This window comes from Bacillus sp. 1NLA3E (assembly GCF_000242895.2).
GTDB lineage: Bacteria > Bacillota > Bacilli > Bacillales > Cytobacillaceae > Bacillus_BU.
Window position 1 is genome coordinate 3,831,588 of the sequence record NC_021171.1, and the last position, 16,583, is coordinate 3,848,170.

General features: G+C 38.5%; 15 protein-coding genes and 1 riboswitch. Of the genes, 7 read left to right on the plus strand and 8 right to left on the minus strand.

Annotated features, from left to right (window positions below):
* Positions 1–15 precede the first annotated feature (15 nt).
* On the minus strand, positions 16–279 hold the full coding sequence (locus B1NLA3E_RS18340; protein ID WP_015595331.1) for a YtzC family protein: 264 nt from the start codon (positions 277–279) through the stop codon (positions 16–18).
* A gap of 225 nt (positions 280–504) precedes the next feature.
* Between B1NLA3E_RS18340 and B1NLA3E_RS18345 the strand changes: the two genes are divergently transcribed.
* Together B1NLA3E_RS18345 and B1NLA3E_RS18350 are read left to right on the plus strand one after the other, a co-directional pair.
* The gene (locus B1NLA3E_RS18345; RefSeq protein WP_015595332.1) at positions 505–1,449 is read left to right on the plus strand and encodes a TIGR01212 family radical SAM protein; all 945 of its coding nucleotides are present in this window, start codon (positions 505–507) and stop codon (positions 1,447–1,449) included.
* Positions 1,450–1,477: 28 nt separating this feature from the next.
* A complete protein-coding gene (locus B1NLA3E_RS18350) occupies positions 1,478–2,065 on the plus strand; it encodes a class I SAM-dependent methyltransferase (protein WP_015595333.1) in 588 nt (195 codons plus the stop codon).
* Between the two features lie 6 nt (positions 2,066–2,071).
* Here B1NLA3E_RS18350 and B1NLA3E_RS18355 read toward each other — a convergent pair whose 3' ends face one another.
* Positions 2,072–3,166 carry a tetraprenyl-beta-curcumene synthase family protein gene (locus B1NLA3E_RS18355; RefSeq protein WP_041580665.1) on the minus strand — a complete coding sequence of 365 codons (1,095 nt, stop codon included), beginning with the start codon at positions 3,164–3,166 and terminating at the stop codon, positions 2,072–2,074.
* A 58-nt stretch (positions 3,167–3,224) separates the two neighbouring features.
* Positions 3,225–4,028, minus strand: a complete 804-nt coding sequence (locus tag B1NLA3E_RS18360; RefSeq protein WP_015595335.1) for an alpha/beta hydrolase — start codon at positions 4,026–4,028, stop codon at positions 3,225–3,227.
* A gap of 178 nt (positions 4,029–4,206) precedes the next feature.
* On the opposite strand from B1NLA3E_RS18360, the gene B1NLA3E_RS18365 reads away from it, so the two are divergent.
* The gene (locus B1NLA3E_RS18365) at positions 4,207–4,734 is read left to right on the plus strand and encodes a gamma carbonic anhydrase (RefSeq protein ID WP_015595336.1); all 528 of its coding nucleotides are present in this window, start codon (positions 4,207–4,209) and stop codon (positions 4,732–4,734) included.
* Between the two features lie 370 nt (positions 4,735–5,104).
* On the opposite strand, the gene asnB is transcribed toward B1NLA3E_RS18365, so the two are convergent.
* The gene (gene asnB, locus B1NLA3E_RS18370; RefSeq protein ID WP_015595337.1) at positions 5,105–6,997 is read right to left on the minus strand and encodes an asparagine synthase (glutamine-hydrolyzing); all 1,893 of its coding nucleotides are present in this window, start codon (positions 6,995–6,997) and stop codon (positions 5,105–5,107) included.
* Between the two features lie 170 nt (positions 6,998–7,167).
* Positions 7,168–8,367: a methionine adenosyltransferase gene (gene metK, locus B1NLA3E_RS18375; RefSeq protein ID WP_015595338.1), complete on the minus strand. Its 1,200-nt coding sequence runs from the start codon at positions 8,365–8,367 to the stop codon at positions 7,168–7,170.
* Positions 8,368–8,617: 250 nt separating this feature from the next.
* Positions 8,618–8,762, minus strand: a riboswitch (SAM riboswitch).
* A 301-nt stretch (positions 8,763–9,063) separates the two neighbouring features.
* Between metK and pckA the strand changes: the two genes are divergently transcribed.
* Positions 9,064–10,653 carry a phosphoenolpyruvate carboxykinase (ATP) gene (gene pckA, locus B1NLA3E_RS18380; RefSeq protein ID WP_015595339.1) on the plus strand — a complete coding sequence of 530 codons (1,590 nt, stop codon included), beginning with the start codon at positions 9,064–9,066 and terminating at the stop codon, positions 10,651–10,653.
* A gap of 147 nt (positions 10,654–10,800) precedes the next feature.
* Here the strand turns inward: pckA and B1NLA3E_RS18385 are convergent, their stop codons facing one another.
* Both B1NLA3E_RS18385 and B1NLA3E_RS18390 read right to left on the minus strand, forming a co-directional pair.
* Positions 10,801–11,046: a DUF2584 domain-containing protein gene (locus B1NLA3E_RS18385; RefSeq protein WP_015595340.1), complete on the minus strand. Its 246-nt coding sequence runs from the start codon at positions 11,044–11,046 to the stop codon at positions 10,801–10,803.
* 36 nt (positions 11,047–11,082) lie between these two features.
* Entirely contained in the window at positions 11,083–11,871 is a 789-nt protein-coding gene (locus tag B1NLA3E_RS18390) for an alpha/beta hydrolase family protein (RefSeq protein WP_041580666.1), read from the minus strand.
* Between the two features lie 311 nt (positions 11,872–12,182).
* Here B1NLA3E_RS18390 and B1NLA3E_RS18395 point away from each other — a divergent pair, with 311 nt between their 5' ends.
* From B1NLA3E_RS18395 to B1NLA3E_RS18405, 3 genes are read left to right on the plus strand one after another with little or no spacing between them, the layout of a single operon-like run.
* The gene (locus tag B1NLA3E_RS18395; protein ID WP_015595342.1) at positions 12,183–13,196 is read left to right on the plus strand and encodes an ABC transporter substrate-binding protein; all 1,014 of its coding nucleotides are present in this window, start codon (positions 12,183–12,185) and stop codon (positions 13,194–13,196) included.
* A 27-nt stretch (positions 13,197–13,223) separates the two neighbouring features.
* Complete coding sequence (locus B1NLA3E_RS18400; protein ID WP_015595343.1) at positions 13,224–14,024, plus strand: ABC transporter ATP-binding protein; 801 nt, start codon at positions 13,224–13,226, stop codon at positions 14,022–14,024.
* Complete coding sequence (locus B1NLA3E_RS18405; protein ID WP_015595344.1) at positions 13,981–14,790, plus strand: ABC transporter permease; 810 nt, start codon at positions 13,981–13,983, stop codon at positions 14,788–14,790. Before B1NLA3E_RS18400 ends, B1NLA3E_RS18405 begins: the two co-directional genes overlap by 44 nt.
* A 244-nt stretch (positions 14,791–15,034) precedes the next feature.
* Here the strand turns inward: B1NLA3E_RS18405 and B1NLA3E_RS18410 are convergent, their stop codons facing one another.
* Positions 15,035–16,495 (minus strand): IS1182 family transposase, encoded by a 1,461-nt coding sequence (locus B1NLA3E_RS18410; protein ID WP_015592366.1) that lies wholly within the window; start codon positions 16,493–16,495, stop codon positions 15,035–15,037.
* Between the last annotated feature and the right edge of the window lie 88 nt (positions 16,496–16,583).

A 16,583-nucleotide genomic window follows, 5' to 3' on the forward strand; every position in this document is an offset into this window, starting at 1 on the left:
TTCTTTTTTCACTCCTTACTGATCAAGTAAAATCATCGAATTTTGAATTTGCTGAAGCTGGAGCCTCATTCGATGAAGCTGTTCCCGTTGTTGCCCATTTGCACTATGGGCAAGTCCAGTCAGATCATTATATGTCTCCTCAATTTTGTTCAATGCCTCTGTATAGTTATCGTTGTTGTAATGCTCCTGCTTGTTTGCTTCATTATACTCGTTTTGTGCAAACCTAATTACGTCCTCACATTGCTGAAAAAAATCATCCATTGATTTACGAGTTGCCATCTTGAGCACCTCCCTTAAAGATGGTGGACATGAAGCGGATTGCTTCTTTAATATTTTGTTCACAACTGTCATTCCTAACACCATATTCAATGTTTAATTACTTCCAATTCGTACATCTATCTTGGATAACCGCGATATTTCATGATACAATTTCACTTATGAATCAAATCACTCGGGTTTTGAGTGTTTTAAAAAATCTTGATTAAGTTTTTAGGAGGATCTGAATTGAATCAGGCTAACCCCTTTCGATATGCAAGTGATGACAAACGATACCATACATGGAACTACCATTTGCGTCAGACGTTTGGTCATAAAGTATTTAAAATCGCCTTAGACGGTGGCTTTGATTGTCCCAATCGTGATGGCACCGTTGCCCATGGAGGATGTACATTTTGTAGTGCAGCAGGGTCTGGTGACTACGCCGGTAATCGTGCCGAAGACTTAAACACACAATTTCAGGAAATCAAAGCAAAAATGCATGAAAAATGGAAAGACGGAAAGTACATGGCTTACTTCCAAGCATTTACCAACACACATGCACCAGTTGAGGTTTTAAAAGAAAAATTTGAAATGGTTTTACAGCAAGAAGGTGTGGTTGGATTATCAATTGCCACTAGACCTGATTGTTTGCCAGATGATGTCGTCGAATATTTAGCAGACTTAAATAAACGAACCTATTTATGGGTGGAGCTTGGGCTACAAACTATTCATGAACGAACAGCACTTTTGATTAACCGTGCCCATGATTTTCCAAGCTATGTTGAAGGAGTAAACAAGCTCCGCAAACACGGAATTCGTGTCTGTACCCATATCATTAACGGACTTCCCCTAGAAACTCCAGAAATGATGATGCAAACAGCACAAGAAGTGGCCAAGCTAGATGTTCAAGGAATTAAAATTCACTTGCTTCATTTATTAAAAGGGACACCCATGGTCAAACAATACGAAAAAGGGATGCTGGAATTTCTTTCTTTTGAGGATTATGTAAAGTTAGTTTGCGACCAATTGGAGATTTTACCCCCAGAAATGATTGTGCATCGTATTACCGGGGATGGACCGATTGACTTAATGATTGGGCCGATGTGGAGTGTTAATAAGTGGGAAGTATTAAACGCGATTGATGCTGAACTAAAGCGACGCAATAGCTGGCAAGGCAAATTTTATGATTAGGCTCTAAACACTGGGGGATTTTCGAAAAATGAAACTCGATAAAGTATTACCCTTTGCTAGGAGGTTATTGAAGTTAGCTGTGGGGGATGGGGACATAGCTGTGGATGCCACGATTGGAAATGGTCACGATACTGCTTTTTTAGCAGAACTAGTCGGGCAAAAAGGTAAAGTGTACGGTTTTGATATTCAAGGAGCCGCAGTCAAATCAACAAAACTACGGTTACAAAATAGTGGACTTGCTGAAAATGCCGTACTTTTCCATACAGGTCATGAGCATATTTTAGCTTCGATACCGAATGACCATTTCGGGAAAATAAGTGGGGCAATTTTCAATCTTGGTTATTTACCTGGTGGAGATAAATCGATTGTTACAAAATCGACTACAACCATTTCCGCACTCAAACAGCTTCTAGAGATCATGGCTCCCGAAGGAATCATAGTGTTAGTGATTTATCATGGACATCAAGATGGGGATCACGAGCGTGATGATCTTCTTCAATATGTGGTGGAATTAGACCAAAAAAAGGCTCACGTTCTCCAATATCAATTTATTAACCAAATTAATTCTCCACCATTTATTATTGCCATTGAAAAAATAGCTGACTCCTTGGATTAGGGTCAGCTATTTCACTAACGCTCTGATGACCCCTGCTGGAACCAACTTTTCCACTCTTCGAAAAATAAGACCATTAACGTAAAAAAAGTAACTAACAGCTCCACCAGTTTTGATGATTTCCTTTGCTAACTTCCTAACACCCTTTTGTTTTGCCACTTTTTTGTCCGATAAATAAATACCAAGTAACCCTCGATTAATAAGCCGGTGAAATTTTTGATTTGGAAGCTTCTTCGTATGGCGATCAGCTTCTAACAGAAAATATTTTAAACGATTAAATAATGTTTGTTTATTTTCATAATAAAAGCAAAAATTTAAATCTCCACCAAGTCGATCTTCTTCTTGATCAATAAAATAATCAAGCAGGATGTGTAAACCCTGAATATATGGGAAATATCCATTTTTTATCTTTTCAGCATGATCATCTTCAAAATCATCTCTCATCGCGTATGATAATAAGCAAAATATACCTAATGTTGATCCTGAGCATGCCGAAAATTCATACCACTCCATCTCGGGAATGTTATCTTGATTAAGTAGATACCATTGTTTTAACCGAGGAACCCGCTCTTCTACCACTACATGCTTATGAATTTGAAGATCACAGTAATATTCACATAGTTCTGTAAGAAATGAACTGATCTTTGGGTAATGATGCATTTCTTGCAAGACAGCTCGACAAGCTCCGGAAAGTTCTGCTAAATAGCCCCCATCATCTTGATCCTCACGGTATCGGTAATAATTTTTCGGCGCAACACTTAAGCATAGTGCATCTTTCATTGCTTCATGTAAGGATGCAAAATCAACGGGGTCAAGCGAAGTGCTTCGATCGCACAGATTATCTAAATAATCACTGATTGTTTGATAAGCGACAATAAATTTTATCGCCTGGCGCCATTTATCTGTAGCTAATAAAGCCAGAATCGATCCGCCCTGACAATGAAATGTTTTATTAGCAATACTCGCTATTGCTTGTTTACGAAGTTCCGGATTTGGAATTGCCTCTGCTTTCTTTTTCCAATAATCTAATTCTTGTTGGACGGTCGGCAATACCTTCCAGTAGACACTGGACATTAAACTGATTGGCTGTGTCGGTATCGTCATTTCAACACCCCTTTTATCCCTTTTTAACGGGTAGTAAGACTCCATTGCTGGGCTTTACTTATACCAAATAACCTATCACCTTAAGCTGACTGTTAACAAAATCTTTACCATATTCAAACACGTCATCACGTTCAGGTTCATTAAAAATTTCATGGTAACATTTTGTCCATTCTTTAAACCTTTTTTCGGATAAAGGAACTTGGTTAAACCAATCCCTTACCACCTGCTTGTTAACAATTTTATCTTCTCCGCCTTGCATAACCAGCATCGGGATATCAGGCAATTTATCAATGTTCACAAATGCGAGCTTTATTGCTTGAACCATTTCGCGATACCATCTAATTGATACCTTTGTAACATACAATGTATCATTCAAGTCTACATCTCTAACATCTTGATTTCGGGTAGCCATTTCAACCGTTATGCCGGAATTCATTCTAAATTCAGGCATAACGTAGTTTAAGCCAAACGACAGGGCATTAAGGAATCTTGATGGATACTTTACCAATCCAAAGCAAGGCGATGATAAAATAACCCCAGCCAAATTAACTTCTTCCTCCTGCAATAAACGAACCGCGATTAATCCACCCATACTATGTCCAAGTAAAAATACAGGCAATTCAAACTGATATGCTGCCTGAATCCAATCCTTTACTTCAAATATATAATCATCAAATGAATCAATATGTCCTCTTTTTGCTCGAGTTGTCATTCCTTGACCTGGTAAGTCTCCCATGATGACATGAAATCCCGAAGAACGCCACATTTGTATAAGCCATCCGTAGCGACGATGATGCTCCATAGCCCCGTGAACCATCACAATTACCGCTTTCGCTTCCCCTTCTGCTTCCCATTTCCACATAAAAACTGCCTCCGTCTTAAATGTCAAATATCTCTTGATTGATAATTTTTTAAAAATTAAGATTAAATCTTTGACAAAATGGGTGGCATTTTGTCTAAAATTAAATTAGCACTGTCCATAAGCGCAAGGTACGGGGTACCATACCTGTAGCTAGACAAGGTATAAAGGAGAGAAATCCATGATTTATCCGTACAAAGGGAAAAACCCAAAGATTTCCGAATCTGCTTTTATTGCAGATTATGTAACCGTAACAGGAGACGTCGAAATTGGTGACGAATCAAGCGTTTGGTTTAATTCTGTTATTCGTGGAGATGTTGCCCCCACCATTATTGGTAAAAAGGTAAATATCCAAGATAATTCCATTCTTCATCAAAGTCCCAACAACCCACTAATCGTTGAGGATGAAGTAACGATTGGTCACCAAGTCATGCTCCATAGCTGCATCATTCGAAAAAAGGCACTGATTGGAATGGGATCAACTATCCTTGATAACGCCGAAATCGGTGAAGGTGCGTTTATTGGCGCTGGAAGTCTCGTCTCACAGGGAAAAAAGATTCCACCTAATACAATGGCTTATGGTCGTCCTGCTAAAGTCATTAGAGAATTAAATGCCAATGATATCGCTGATATGGAACGAATTTCGCGTGAATACGTTGAAAAAGGACAATATTATAAAGCACTTCAATCAAAAAACGAGAGTAAATAGGTTTAGGTTTCCCTTTACAAACATTGCTATGCCTTTTGCCAACAAGAACTAGGTTACTGTTTTTAATTATAGCTTTTTTTATTAAAAAAGGTCCAAAATTCAACTTATCCTATTGTTAAATTTAAGTCTGTGTTAAAGCTCAATGTTGATTTTTTGCACAATGTTGATTGGAGTGGAAGGCGAGAAGACTCCTGCGGGAGCTGCGGGACAGGTGAGACCCCGCAGGCGCTTTAGCGCCGAGGAGGCTCACCGCCCGCCCCTAAGGTGCGCGAAGCGCCTGGAACGGAAATCAACATTCTAGTTTAACAGAGCCAAATTCAAAGAGAGGCTGACTCATTGGGTCAGCCTCTCTTCTTACATTGAATATTCATTAACTTTGCATTGCCGTTTGTTTTAAATAGTCCAACTCAAAGGAATATTTTTTTTCAATGTAGACATCATGCCAAACCATGAACATCAAAACGGTCCAGATTTTCCGGCTATTATCGGCTTTGTCCTGACAATGATCGTCTAATAGATTTAATAAATAGGACTTGTTAATTAAATGATCAGTATTGCTTTCACGGATCGTCTTCTTTGCCCAATCATTCATTTCATTTTTTAACCAGTGACGGATTGGCACTGGGAATCCAAGCTTTTTACGGTTAAGGACGTGGTCAGGGACAATTCCCTCGACCGCTTTCCTCAAAATATATTTTGTTGTACCGTTAGCAGTCTTTAAGCTAGTTGGTATTTTAGAAGCAATATTAAAGACTTCTTTATCTAAAAACGGGACACGTAGTTCTAACGAATGAGCCATTGTCATTTTATCAGCCTTTAATAAAATGTCACCGCGCATCCATGTATGAATGTCAATAAATTGCATGCGATCAACCGGATCGTAACCTCGGCTTTGCTCATAGAGAGGTTTGGTCACATCTGTATATTTAATGTCTTGGTTATACACGTGTAAAAGATTGCGTTTTTCCTCATCTGTAAACATCTTTGCATTCCCAATATAGCGTTCTTCCATCGGGGTGACACCACGCTCAATAAAGCTCTTACCTTTCATCCCCGCTGGCATCATGGTTGCAATTCCTTTTAGCAGCGATTTACCGACACTTGGAATCTTGTTAAAAACCTCAAGCGATTGGGGTTCACGATAAATATTATAGCCACCGAACAGTTCATCAGCACCTTCACCTGATAGAACAACTGTCACGTGCTTCCTTGCTTCGCGTGCGACGAAATAGAGAGGGACGCAAGCCGGGTCAGCTAATGGATCATCCGTATGCCACATAATTTTCGGTAACTCATTAATATACTCTTCAGGGGAAATAACATAACTAATATTTTCAACACCGAGTTTTTCAGCCGTTTCTTTCGCAACATCGATTTCACTAAAACCATTATGTTCAAATCCAACCGAAAACGTTTTAATGGCTGGATGAAATTCTTTGGCAATTGAAGCGATGATGGATGAGTCAATTCCGCCTGAAAGGAAGGAACCAACAGGAACATCACTTCTCATGTGCATTTTCACGGAATCGATCATGACATCTCTAATTTCTTTGATAAAAGTATCTTCTGACTTTTGAACTGGTTGGAATGAAGCCTTCCAGTACCGTGAAATTTCCATCGGTTTGCCGATTTTTTTGGTAAAATAGTGACCTGGTTCAAGCTTAAAAATCCCTTCAGACAACGTGTCTGGTTCAGGGACAAACTGATACGTTAAATATTGTTGTAACGCTTGATAATTTATGACATCTTCTAATGCAAGTACAATGCTTTTCTTTTCAGAAGCAAAAAAGGTCTTTTCTCCATGTTCATAATAGAAAAATGGTTTGATTCCGAAATGATCTCTAGCACCAAAAAGTGTTTGTTCTTGTTTGTCCCAAATGACAAATGCAAACATTCCGCGCAAACGGTCTACTGCTTTTTCCTTCAAATGGCTGTAAAGGGCAATAATGACCTCAGTGTCAGAGCTTGTAGCAAATGTTAAACCTTCATTTGTAAGCTCTTCACGAAGCTCAAGATAGTTATATATTTCACCATTAAAAATAATCCAATAACGCTCATTTTCATAAGTTAGCGGTTGATGTCCACTTTCAATATCAATAATACTTAGACGGCGGAACCCAAATTGAACATGTTGATCAAAATAATATCCATCATCATCAGGACCGCGATGTGTAATAATCGTATTCATATTTTTAAACTGTTGAATTTGTTCTTCGGTATATTCTTGTGTTTTATCATGTACACAACCAATGAAACCACACATTATGTACGTCACCTACTCCATTTCAAACAAGCGTCCACTAGCAAATAGGAGGACTCTCATCATTTAATTTGATTCTTCTCTTTTTAAAATCATACTCAATATAATAACATAAAATAGACCTAAAATAAAAAACAGGAGTTACACTTTCGTGTAACCCCCCCGTTTTTCTTTTATAGGTTAGCTTGTTTTAATATGCCTTCTGCTTTATCGGTACGTTCCCATGGAAGATCAACATCTGTTCTTCCAAAGTGGCCGTAAGCAGCCGTTTGCTTATAAATGGGACGACGAAGATCTAGCATTTTGATGATTCCAGCAGGACGAAGGTCAAAGTTGTTGCGTACGAGGTCAACGAGAACATTCTCACTTACTTTTCCTGTTCCAAATGTATCAACAGCAATCGATACAGGTCGTGCAACGCCAATCGCATAAGCAAGCTGAACTTCGCACTTTTCAGCGAGACCAGCAGCAACAATGTTTTTCGCAACATAACGTGCAGCATAAGCAGCAGAACGGTCAACTTTTGTTGGATCTTTACCAGAAAACGCGCCACCGCCGTGACGAGCATAGCCACCATAAGTATCAACGATAATTTTACGACCAGTAAGACCAGCATCTCCTTGAGGACCGCCAATAACGAAACGTCCAGTTGGATTAATAAAATACTTTGTATTTTCATCGATTAGTTCTTTTGGAACAACCGGATTGATAACATATTCCTTTAAATTGCGTTGAATTTGCTCTAACATTACCTCAGGATTATGCTGAGTTGAGATGACAATTGTATCAATACGAACTGGCTTGTCATTTTCATCATATTCCACAGTTACTTGAGTTTTTCCATCTGGACGAAGGTACTCAAGAACTTTATCCTTACGCACTTCTGCTAATCGACGAGCAAGCTTGTGTGCAAGCGAAATTGGGAGTGGCATAAGCTCTTTTGTTTCATTACAAGCATAGCCAAACATTAAGCCTTGGTCTCCTGCTCCAATTGCTTCGATTTCTTCATCAGACATTAGACCTTCACGTGCTTCAAGGGCCTGATTAACACCCATAGCAATATCAGGACTTTGTTCACCAATAGAAGTTAAAACCGCACAAGTCTCAGAATCAAAACCATATTTAGCACGATCGTACCCGATACCTTTAATCGTTTCACGAACAATCTTTGGAATATCCACATAAGTAGATGTAGTAATTTCGCCAGCAACTAGAACTAATCCAGTTGTTACTGAAGTTTCAGCAGCAACACGGGCATTAGCATCCTTCGCTAAAATAGCATCTAAAATGGAATCAGAAATTTGGTCACACATCTTATCTGGATGACCTTCAGTTACTGATTCAGAAGTGAACAAACGACGTTTTGTGGACATCTGAATTCCTCCTTTTCCTTATAACGAGATTAACAGCTGAACCCCTTATATTAACCTCAGATTGATACGGTACTCATTCCCTATGTAGTATGAAATAAACATGGAGTTCTTATCCCAATTTATCGTGTATGAACTATATAGACCTGGGATTATTAAAAGCACACATGTTTTCCATTTAAAAGGCGACAAAATAAAAAACCCTTCCTTTTAAATGAGGAAAGGTTTTGAGCAAACTAATTTGCGCCTTTCACTCTTATCGTTCAAGGTCATATGCCTTGCGTCAGGTTAGCACCTTGCTAGAAAGAAAGTTTGTCAGAGAGATTAATCTCGGTTTTCTTTTATAGCAGGTTGCTGGGTTTCATTGGGCCTGTCCCTCCACCAGCTCAGGATAAGAGAGTATCCGTTCAAGGTTGAATAATACCGTATAGTGTCAAATGATGTCAATCGTTTTTTATAAATGTTCACTAATTATATAATAATGGAATTTAGCATCGTTGTGCATGATTGACCCTCATAACACAATACAGGATAACCTATTTAACTTATTAGTTTAATTAACAACGTTATTTAACTAAAGAATGATAAGGTGAACTATAATTTTTTTAAAAATCGAGTTAATAGTATAGATTATTAACTCGAATGTGTTATACTATTCACAACACTCAAAAATATTTGATAAAGGAAGGTATTTATCAGATGAATTCTGTAAGTATTTCTAATGAACTAAGTAAATTATTAAGTGGTAATAACATTAAGATTCAACTTTCAGTTCCCCAGTTAGTTGAAAAAGTATTAGAGCGAAAAGAAGGAATTATTTCATCAACTGGCGCTGTCCGTGCCACCACTGGAAAATATACTGGCCGTTCACCTAAAGACAAGTATATTGTAGAAGAAGCTTCATCAAAGGACAAGGTCGAATGGGGTTCTATAAATACACCGATCTCTGAAGAAGCATTTTCAAAGCTTTACAATAAAGTCGTAACTTATTTACAAAAACAAGAGGAAGTTTTTGTCTTCCGTGGTTTCGCAGGGGCAGATAAAAAATATCGTTTGCCAATCCAAATAATCAATGAGTATGCTTGGCATAATCTTTTTTCTCATCAATTATTCATTCGTCCAGACGAAAAAGAACTAGAAGAGCACAATAATGCATTTTCGGTTATCTGCGCACCTAACTTTAAAGCAGATCCTGCTGTTGATGGTACTGCGTCAGAAACCTTTATCATTATTTCTTTCGAACGCAGAACAGTTTTAATTGGCGGTACAGAATATGCTGGAGAAATCAAAAAATCGATTTTTTCTATTATGAATTACTTGCTTCCTGAAAGCGGAATTCTATCTATGCACTGTTCGTCAAATGTTGGGGCAGAAGGCGATGTTGCTTTATTCTTTGGTCTTTCTGGAACTGGGAAAACAACTTTATCAGCAGACCCAGACCGTAAATTAATCGGTGACGACGAGCATGGTTGGTCAGCAAATGGTGTCTTCAATATTGAAGGCGGTTGTTATGCAAAATGCATCAATTTATCTCGTGAAAAAGAACCACAAATTTTTGATGCAATCCGCTTTGGTTCTGTCCTTGAAAATGTTGTTCTTGACGACGAAAGCCGTATCGCCGATTATGATGACACTACCTTAACAGAAAACACTCGTGCAGCTTATCCATTACAAGCAATTAGCAATATTGTTGATCCAAGTGTTGCTGGTCATCCTAATACCATTATTTTCTTAACAGCTGATGCTTTTGGAGTATTACCTCCAATCTCGAAGCTTACTAAAGAACAAGCTATGTACCATTTCTTAAGTGGTTATACTTCTAAACTAGCAGGAACAGAGCGTGGAGTTACATCTCCTGAAGCAACTTTCTCAACTTGCTTCGGATCTCCATTCTTACCGCTTCCAGCTACTCGGTATGCGGAAATGCTTGGAAATAAAATTGATGAGCACAATGCTAATGTTTTCTTAGTTAACACAGGTTGGACTGGTGGAGAGTATGGGGTTGGTTCGAGAATGAAGCTTTCTTATACACGTTCAATGGTTCAAGCCGCACTTGTTGGTGAATTAAATCATATCGAAACTGCTACAGATGCTATTTTTGGCTTAGAGGTACCACTACATGTTCCAGGTGTACCTGACGAAGTGCTACAACCGAACAAAACTTGGGCAAACCAAGATTCTTATGTAGCAAAAGCAAAAGAATTAGCTGGTAAATTTCACGAGAATTTCAAAAAGTTCGCTAATGTTCCACAAGAAATTGTTGAAAACGGCGGACCTATTGCACGATAATTTTAATTAAGTGATGAAATTATTTGGGGAAGTAATTTCATCTCACTTTAGGGGAATTGTTTCGGTTAATGGGGGTTTAATAAAACAGGCTGATAAGGGCGGGGGCCCTTATCAGCCTGTTTATTTTTGTTTCTTGATTAAACAAAATTAGTTTGTCGAGTGCAAAGTGATTAATTGGTAGGTGATGGTCGTTTCGTTTTGTTCCCACTCAACCTTTTTTATTAGAGCTGTACCGTTAATTTCACTTTCCCGTGTTTTTCGAACTTCTAATGGAATGTCAATTGGATAAAGTCGATAACCCTCTTTTGTTAAAGAGAACCTGTTATGCTCATCCAGCCGTTTCTCTCTACCCTTTGTTACAATCAGTGTATTTAATTCCAGCGGCATTCCCATATGATCTCTCCTTCATGTTTCCTTACCATTATTTTATCATTTATTTGATTGATTTTTCATCCAATTCGTTAGATCTTTTACGATTTGTCGATTTATTAACGGTGGGAAATAATGAGTGAACTCCTTAAAGTACCAACATGTAACGGGTTTTTGGTACTCATTTAAACGTTGCTGTAGGCGAAAAGCATGTTCGACCGAGACATTTGTGTCTTGGCAGCCGTGAATAATTAACACTGGTGATTGCAGCCGATTCAATTGATACAATGGTGTTCGATAACGGTATCTTTCGGGATATTTGCTAGGTGTCCCGCCAATAACCCGTTTCATCATTCTCCGCAAATCTTCTCGTTCATAATAGGTTAACTCCATATCACTCACACCGCCCCAAGTTACGAGTGACACCGCTTCAGGGAATTGAATCGCAGTCTGCAGGGCCATAACACCTCCACGCGAAAAGCCAAAGATATGGATATTTTTCACTTGAGGGTGATTTTTCAACACCGAATAAGCCGCAAAAGCATCATGGCGGTCTTCACCGCCAAAATCCTCGCTTCCTTCTCCCCCTTGATTCCCCCGGTAAAATGGCGCAAACACAATAAATCCTTCTGCTGCAAACTGACAAATTCGAGCTGCTCTTACTTTTCCAACATTTCTAATTCCTCCTCTTAAATACAAAAAACCTTCATAAACTGCAGCCCTTTTTGGCTCAGCCAATAACCCTTTTACTCTTAGCCCCTGTGAATAGTAGGTAACAATCGTTAAAGAGATGTTTGAATTTGGGGAGGGGTATCTCCATTTTGATAAAATAGTTCCTTCTTTTTCCATAGTTAGGATTTCTCCTTTCATAAAAAGGCTATAGGCATTCACACATTTTTTTGTTTTTTCATACGATATCACAAGTTTAAACCCTTCATTTTTTAAGGCACTGTTAACCTAGAATGTTGATTTCCGTTCCAGGCACTCGCTTTCCGCTAGGCGAACAGTGAGCCTCCTCGGCGCTTAAGCGCCTGTGGGGTCTCACCTGTCCCGCTGCTCCCGCAGGAGTCTTCGCTGTATCCGCTCCAATCAACATTGTGCAAAAATCAACATTGTGCTTTAACACAACCTTTTTTAATAAATGAATAGGAGGCATTAAAATGAAATACTTAAACAAATTTTGGCTTACTTTGCTGATGGTCGCCGTGCTCATAATCCCATTAGTAGCTTGTAACAATACCAATACAAAAACTACCAAAAGGCTTGAAAAAGTTAGGGTTGCTGAGGTGACGCGCTCGTTGTTTTATGCCCCACAATATGTGGCGCTGGAAAAGGGTTTCTTTAAGGATGAAGGCCTAGATGTTTCGCTCACCACAACTTTTGGTGGTGATAAAACGATGACCACCCTCATTTCAGATGGCGCAGATATTGCGTTGGTTGGATCAGAGACATCGATTTATGTTTATGCACAGGGATCAAATGACCCAGTCATCAATTTTGCACAATTGACTCAAACCGATGGCACCTTCCTTGTTTCGCGAAAGAAAATCAACAATTTTTCGTGGGATCTGTTAAAAGGAAGTACCTTCTTAGGGCAACGAAAGGGCGGAATGCCACAAATGGTGGGTGAATTCGTGCTGAAACAACAAGGGATTGACCCGCAAAACGATTTAAATTTAATTCAGAACGTCGACTTTGCAAATATTGCCAATGCATTTGCGTCAGGAACAGGTGATTATGTGCAATTGTTTGAGCCCACTGCTAGTGTATTTGAAAAAGAGGGGAAAGGACATATTGTTGCCTCCTTTGGATCAGAATCTGGCCATGTACCCTACACAACCTTCATGGCAAAACAAAGCTATATGAAGAGGAACAAAGATACGGTAGAAAAGTTCACTCGCGCCATTTATCGAGCACAACAGTGGGTAAATACCCATAGCTCAAAAGAAATTGCCACCACAATCCAATCCTATTTTCCAGACATTGATTTAGGAATCCTTGAAATGTCGATTGACCGTTATAAAACCCAAGGCTCATTTGCAACAGATCCAATCCTAGATAAAAAGGAATGGAATAATCTACAAAATATTATGAGTGAATCAGGTGAACTTTCTAAAAAAGTTAATTATAAAACGTTAGTTAATACAGCCATTGCTGAAAAAACCATTAAATAAATCATCGTAAGAGGAGGCCGATTTATCATGACATTTTTAAAAATAAACAACATTCACCATACCTATTTTACTAAAACATCGGCTATAACTGCCCTCTCCAATATTTCGCTTGAGGTTAAGGAAGGAGAGTTTATCTCTTTTCTTGGACCAAGCGGCTGTGGAAAGACCACGTTACTTTCCGTTATTGCCGGCTTGATAGACCCTACATCAGGATCAGTAACCTTAGAGGATATGCCCGTCAAAAAGGCAGGAAATCGAATTGGCTATATGCTCCAACAAGATTATTTATTTCCATGGAAGACCATTATTGAAAACATATTAATTGGATTAAAACTAACCAATCGCCTAACACCGGAAAATGAGGAATATGCCTTAAGCCTGCTTGATCAAATGGGGCTTAAAGGCGTTGAATCACAATATCCAAAACAATTATCTGGTGGAATGCGTCAGCGGGTTGCTTTAGTTAGAACACTCGCTATGGAACCAAAACTGTTAATGCTCGATGAGCCCTTTTCCGCCTTGGATTACCAGACAAAGCTAAGGCTAGAAAACTTGGTATCTAAGACGCTATCCTCATTTGGCAAGACCGCTATCCTTGTTACACATGATATCGGCGAGGCAATCGTTATGAGTGACCGGATTTATTTATTATCTTCCCAACCAGGGAGTCTGTTTAAAATATTTGATGTCCCAGATGAACTCAAAAGTTTAACTCCCTTTAATACAAGAAATCATGAAACATACCCCGCCCTGTTCCAAACAATTTGGAAGGAGTTGGAATCCCTTGAAGCATCTACCCCAGTCAAACATCAACCTTCTACACCATAATTATATCCAATCACTAAAACGGGAAAAAAACTGGGTCCGATTTTACCAGCTTATCATTTTCTTCGTATTTTTCTCAGGATGGGAATTAGCAAGTCGAAAGCTATGGATTGATCCATTAATCTTTAGCTCTCCATCAAAAATATATCTATTATTTATTGAAAAAATGGCAGATGGCTCCTTACTTACTAATATCGGTGTGACGCTGACTGAAACGGTATTTGGATTTATTCTAGGAACACTGCTTGGTACCATCTTAGCCTCAATTCTATGGTGGTCCCCACAGGTTTCAAAAATACTTGATCCCTATTTAGTCATATTAAATGCGATGCCAAAGGTTGCACTTGGTCCGATTCTCATCGTTGCTTTAGGACCCGGATTTACATCAATCATTTCAATGGGCGCCATCATCTCTATCATCATTACGGCCATTGTGGTTTACACGTCTTTTAAAGAAGTGGACCCTAATTATCTCAAGGTATTACAAACACTAGGAGCAACAAGAATTCAAAGCTTTTGGGAGGTAATTTTACCCGCGTCGTTTCCAACCATTATTTCAACTCTTAAGGTCAATGTGGGCCTATCATGGGTCGGCGTGATGGTTGGTGAATTCCTCGTTTCGTCAAAAGGACTTGGCTATATGGTCGTTTATGGATTCCAAGTCTTTAACTTTACACTTGTCTTACTGTCACTCCTGATTATCGCCGTGTTTGCCACGTTGATGTATCAATTGGTATCCTTATTAGAAAAAAAGATCATAAAAAACTGAAAATAATTTCGACAAGGACTACAACCTTGTCTATTTTTAAAAAATTTGGCTCTGTTAAACTAGAATGTTGATTTCCGTTCCAGGCGTTTCGCGCACCTTAGGGGCGGGCGGTGAGCCTCCTCGGCGCTAAAGCGGAGGCCACTGAAAAACATACGATTTTTACGTCTGTAAATAAATTTTGGTACAAAAAAGGCAATTTATCGTCTGTTTTTGGACGAAAAATTGCCCTTTTCCTTATCTTTTTTTATTCTTTTTCATTGAGGAGTTTTAGTATTCGTTTAAGGTTGACAGCGAATATCGCTGTAGCTCCCTGAATCTTCATGCCTAATAGACCCGCAGATGATGCAATATCATACCCGTGTCTATGTTTCAACTCACTATTTTTCGCTTCAATTTTATAGCGAGATTTCGCTAACTCTTTAAATTCTTCTGTGTTTTGAAATGCCTCCTGATCGGCATGTTCTGTTGATTTGATTGTCACAGAATAAGATTTACTTTTCGCTCCTTCTTTATAACAGCCATCATGAAAAGGGCACACTTTACATTTTTCAATATCAAAAAAGTACTTGATTCTAGGGTTTTTATCTTGTCCCTTTCGTCCTTCATATTTCCTTCTATTAGCCATATGCCCTGCTTTACATACATACATTCCTGCATCTTTATTAAATTCAAACTCTTCTTCTTTTGTGCGTCTGCCATGTGTAATATGCGGATGTAATTTGGAAACAAGTGCTAATTCATTTTCTTTCGCGAATCGAATATTATCTTTCTCAGAGTAGGCTGTATCTCCAATGATTTTGTCAATTTTCATTCCAGTTGCTTGGCTTTTTTTTGTTAAATCCCGCAGATATTTTCCATCACTTTTTTCACCTGTTGTCATAACTGCCGCTGTAATAATCCGTTCATTAGCCATCGCGTAATGCGTTTTGAACCCAAAAAAAGAAGAGTCCTCTGTTTTGTGTCCGACCCGTGCGTCTGGATCATTTGAATAGCTAAGTTGTTCTGTATAATCTTCTACGATCTCTTTTAGAACATTTAATTTTTCTTTGACCGCAGGTACCTTAGCGATTTGTGGTTCTTTTTCGACAACAGTAATGATTCGACGACAATAATCTAATTCATCGGTTACTTCAACAGAAGTTGTTTTCGCAGGGAATTTTTCCTTCATGGATTCATCAATTCGATACACGGCTTTTCGAACATTTTTCGCTTTCTCTTGTAAAAATTCCTTCGGAGATTTTTGGTTATAACGCGCTTTCGTATGTGTGGAATCCACGATAATGGTTTTACTTTTTATGATTTCTTTTTCCAGAGCAATCTCAACTGTTTTGCCAATGAGCAAATCTAATAAATCCTCATCTTGAAGACGGAGTTTACGAAATTTCGTTAAGGAACTAGGATCAATCACGGAATCTTCTGGTGCCATATCCAGGAAATATTTAAACGACATATCATATATTGAACGTTCTACTACATCCACATCAGATAGATCAAATATCGATTTTAGTAATAAATATTTGAACATGCGAATCGGTGAAATGGCATTTCGACCGTTATCAAGACAATATTTCGTTTTTAATTCTTCGAGAATAAATGAAAAGTCCACTAGTTCATTGATTTGGCGAAGCATATTACTTTTTGGCACAACTATTTCGTAGATTGCCATGAATGGGCTAAGATTAAGTGTTTCTTGATTGGAAATCATCGGGATATCACCTACATACATTTAATATCGTTATTATAAGGCAAAAAGACAGTTGAAAGTTTGGTTTAATCAAACTTTCAACTGCCTA

Excerpts from the sequence above, each read along its gene's own strand:
- B1NLA3E_RS18340 (WP_015595331.1), bottom strand. The coding sequence starts at position 279 with ATGGCAACTCGTAAATCAATGGATGATTTTTTTCAGCAATGTGAGGAC.
- B1NLA3E_RS18350 (WP_015595333.1), top strand. The coding sequence starts at position 1,478 with ATGAAACTCGATAAAGTATTACCCTTTGCTAGGAGGTTATTGAAGTTA.
- B1NLA3E_RS18355 (WP_041580665.1), bottom strand. The coding sequence starts at position 3,166 with ATGACGATACCGACACAGCCAATCAGTTTAATGTCCAGTGTCTACTGG.
- B1NLA3E_RS18360 (WP_015595335.1), bottom strand. The coding sequence starts at position 4,028 with ATGTGGAAATGGGAAGCAGAAGGGGAAGCGAAAGCGGTAATTGTGATG.
- B1NLA3E_RS18365 (WP_015595336.1), top strand. The coding sequence starts at position 4,207 with ATGATTTATCCGTACAAAGGGAAAAACCCAAAGATTTCCGAATCTGCT.
- asnB (WP_015595337.1), bottom strand. The coding sequence starts at position 6,997 with ATGTGTGGTTTCATTGGTTGTGTACATGATAAAACACAAGAATATACC.
- metK (WP_015595338.1), bottom strand. The coding sequence starts at position 8,367 with ATGTCCACAAAACGTCGTTTGTTCACTTCTGAATCAGTAACTGAAGGT.
- pckA (WP_015595339.1), top strand. The coding sequence starts at position 9,064 with ATGAATTCTGTAAGTATTTCTAATGAACTAAGTAAATTATTAAGTGGT.
- B1NLA3E_RS18385 (WP_015595340.1), bottom strand. The coding sequence starts at position 11,046 with ATGGGAATGCCGCTGGAATTAAATACACTGATTGTAACAAAGGGTAGA.
- B1NLA3E_RS18390 (WP_041580666.1), bottom strand. The coding sequence starts at position 11,871 with ATGGAAAAAGAAGGAACTATTTTATCAAAATGGAGATACCCCTCCCCA.
- B1NLA3E_RS18395 (WP_015595342.1), top strand. The coding sequence starts at position 12,183 with ATGAAATACTTAAACAAATTTTGGCTTACTTTGCTGATGGTCGCCGTG.
- B1NLA3E_RS18400 (WP_015595343.1), top strand. The coding sequence starts at position 13,224 with ATGACATTTTTAAAAATAAACAACATTCACCATACCTATTTTACTAAA.
- B1NLA3E_RS18410 (WP_015592366.1), bottom strand. The coding sequence starts at position 16,495 with ATGATTTCCAATCAAGAAACACTTAATCTTAGCCCATTCATGGCAATC.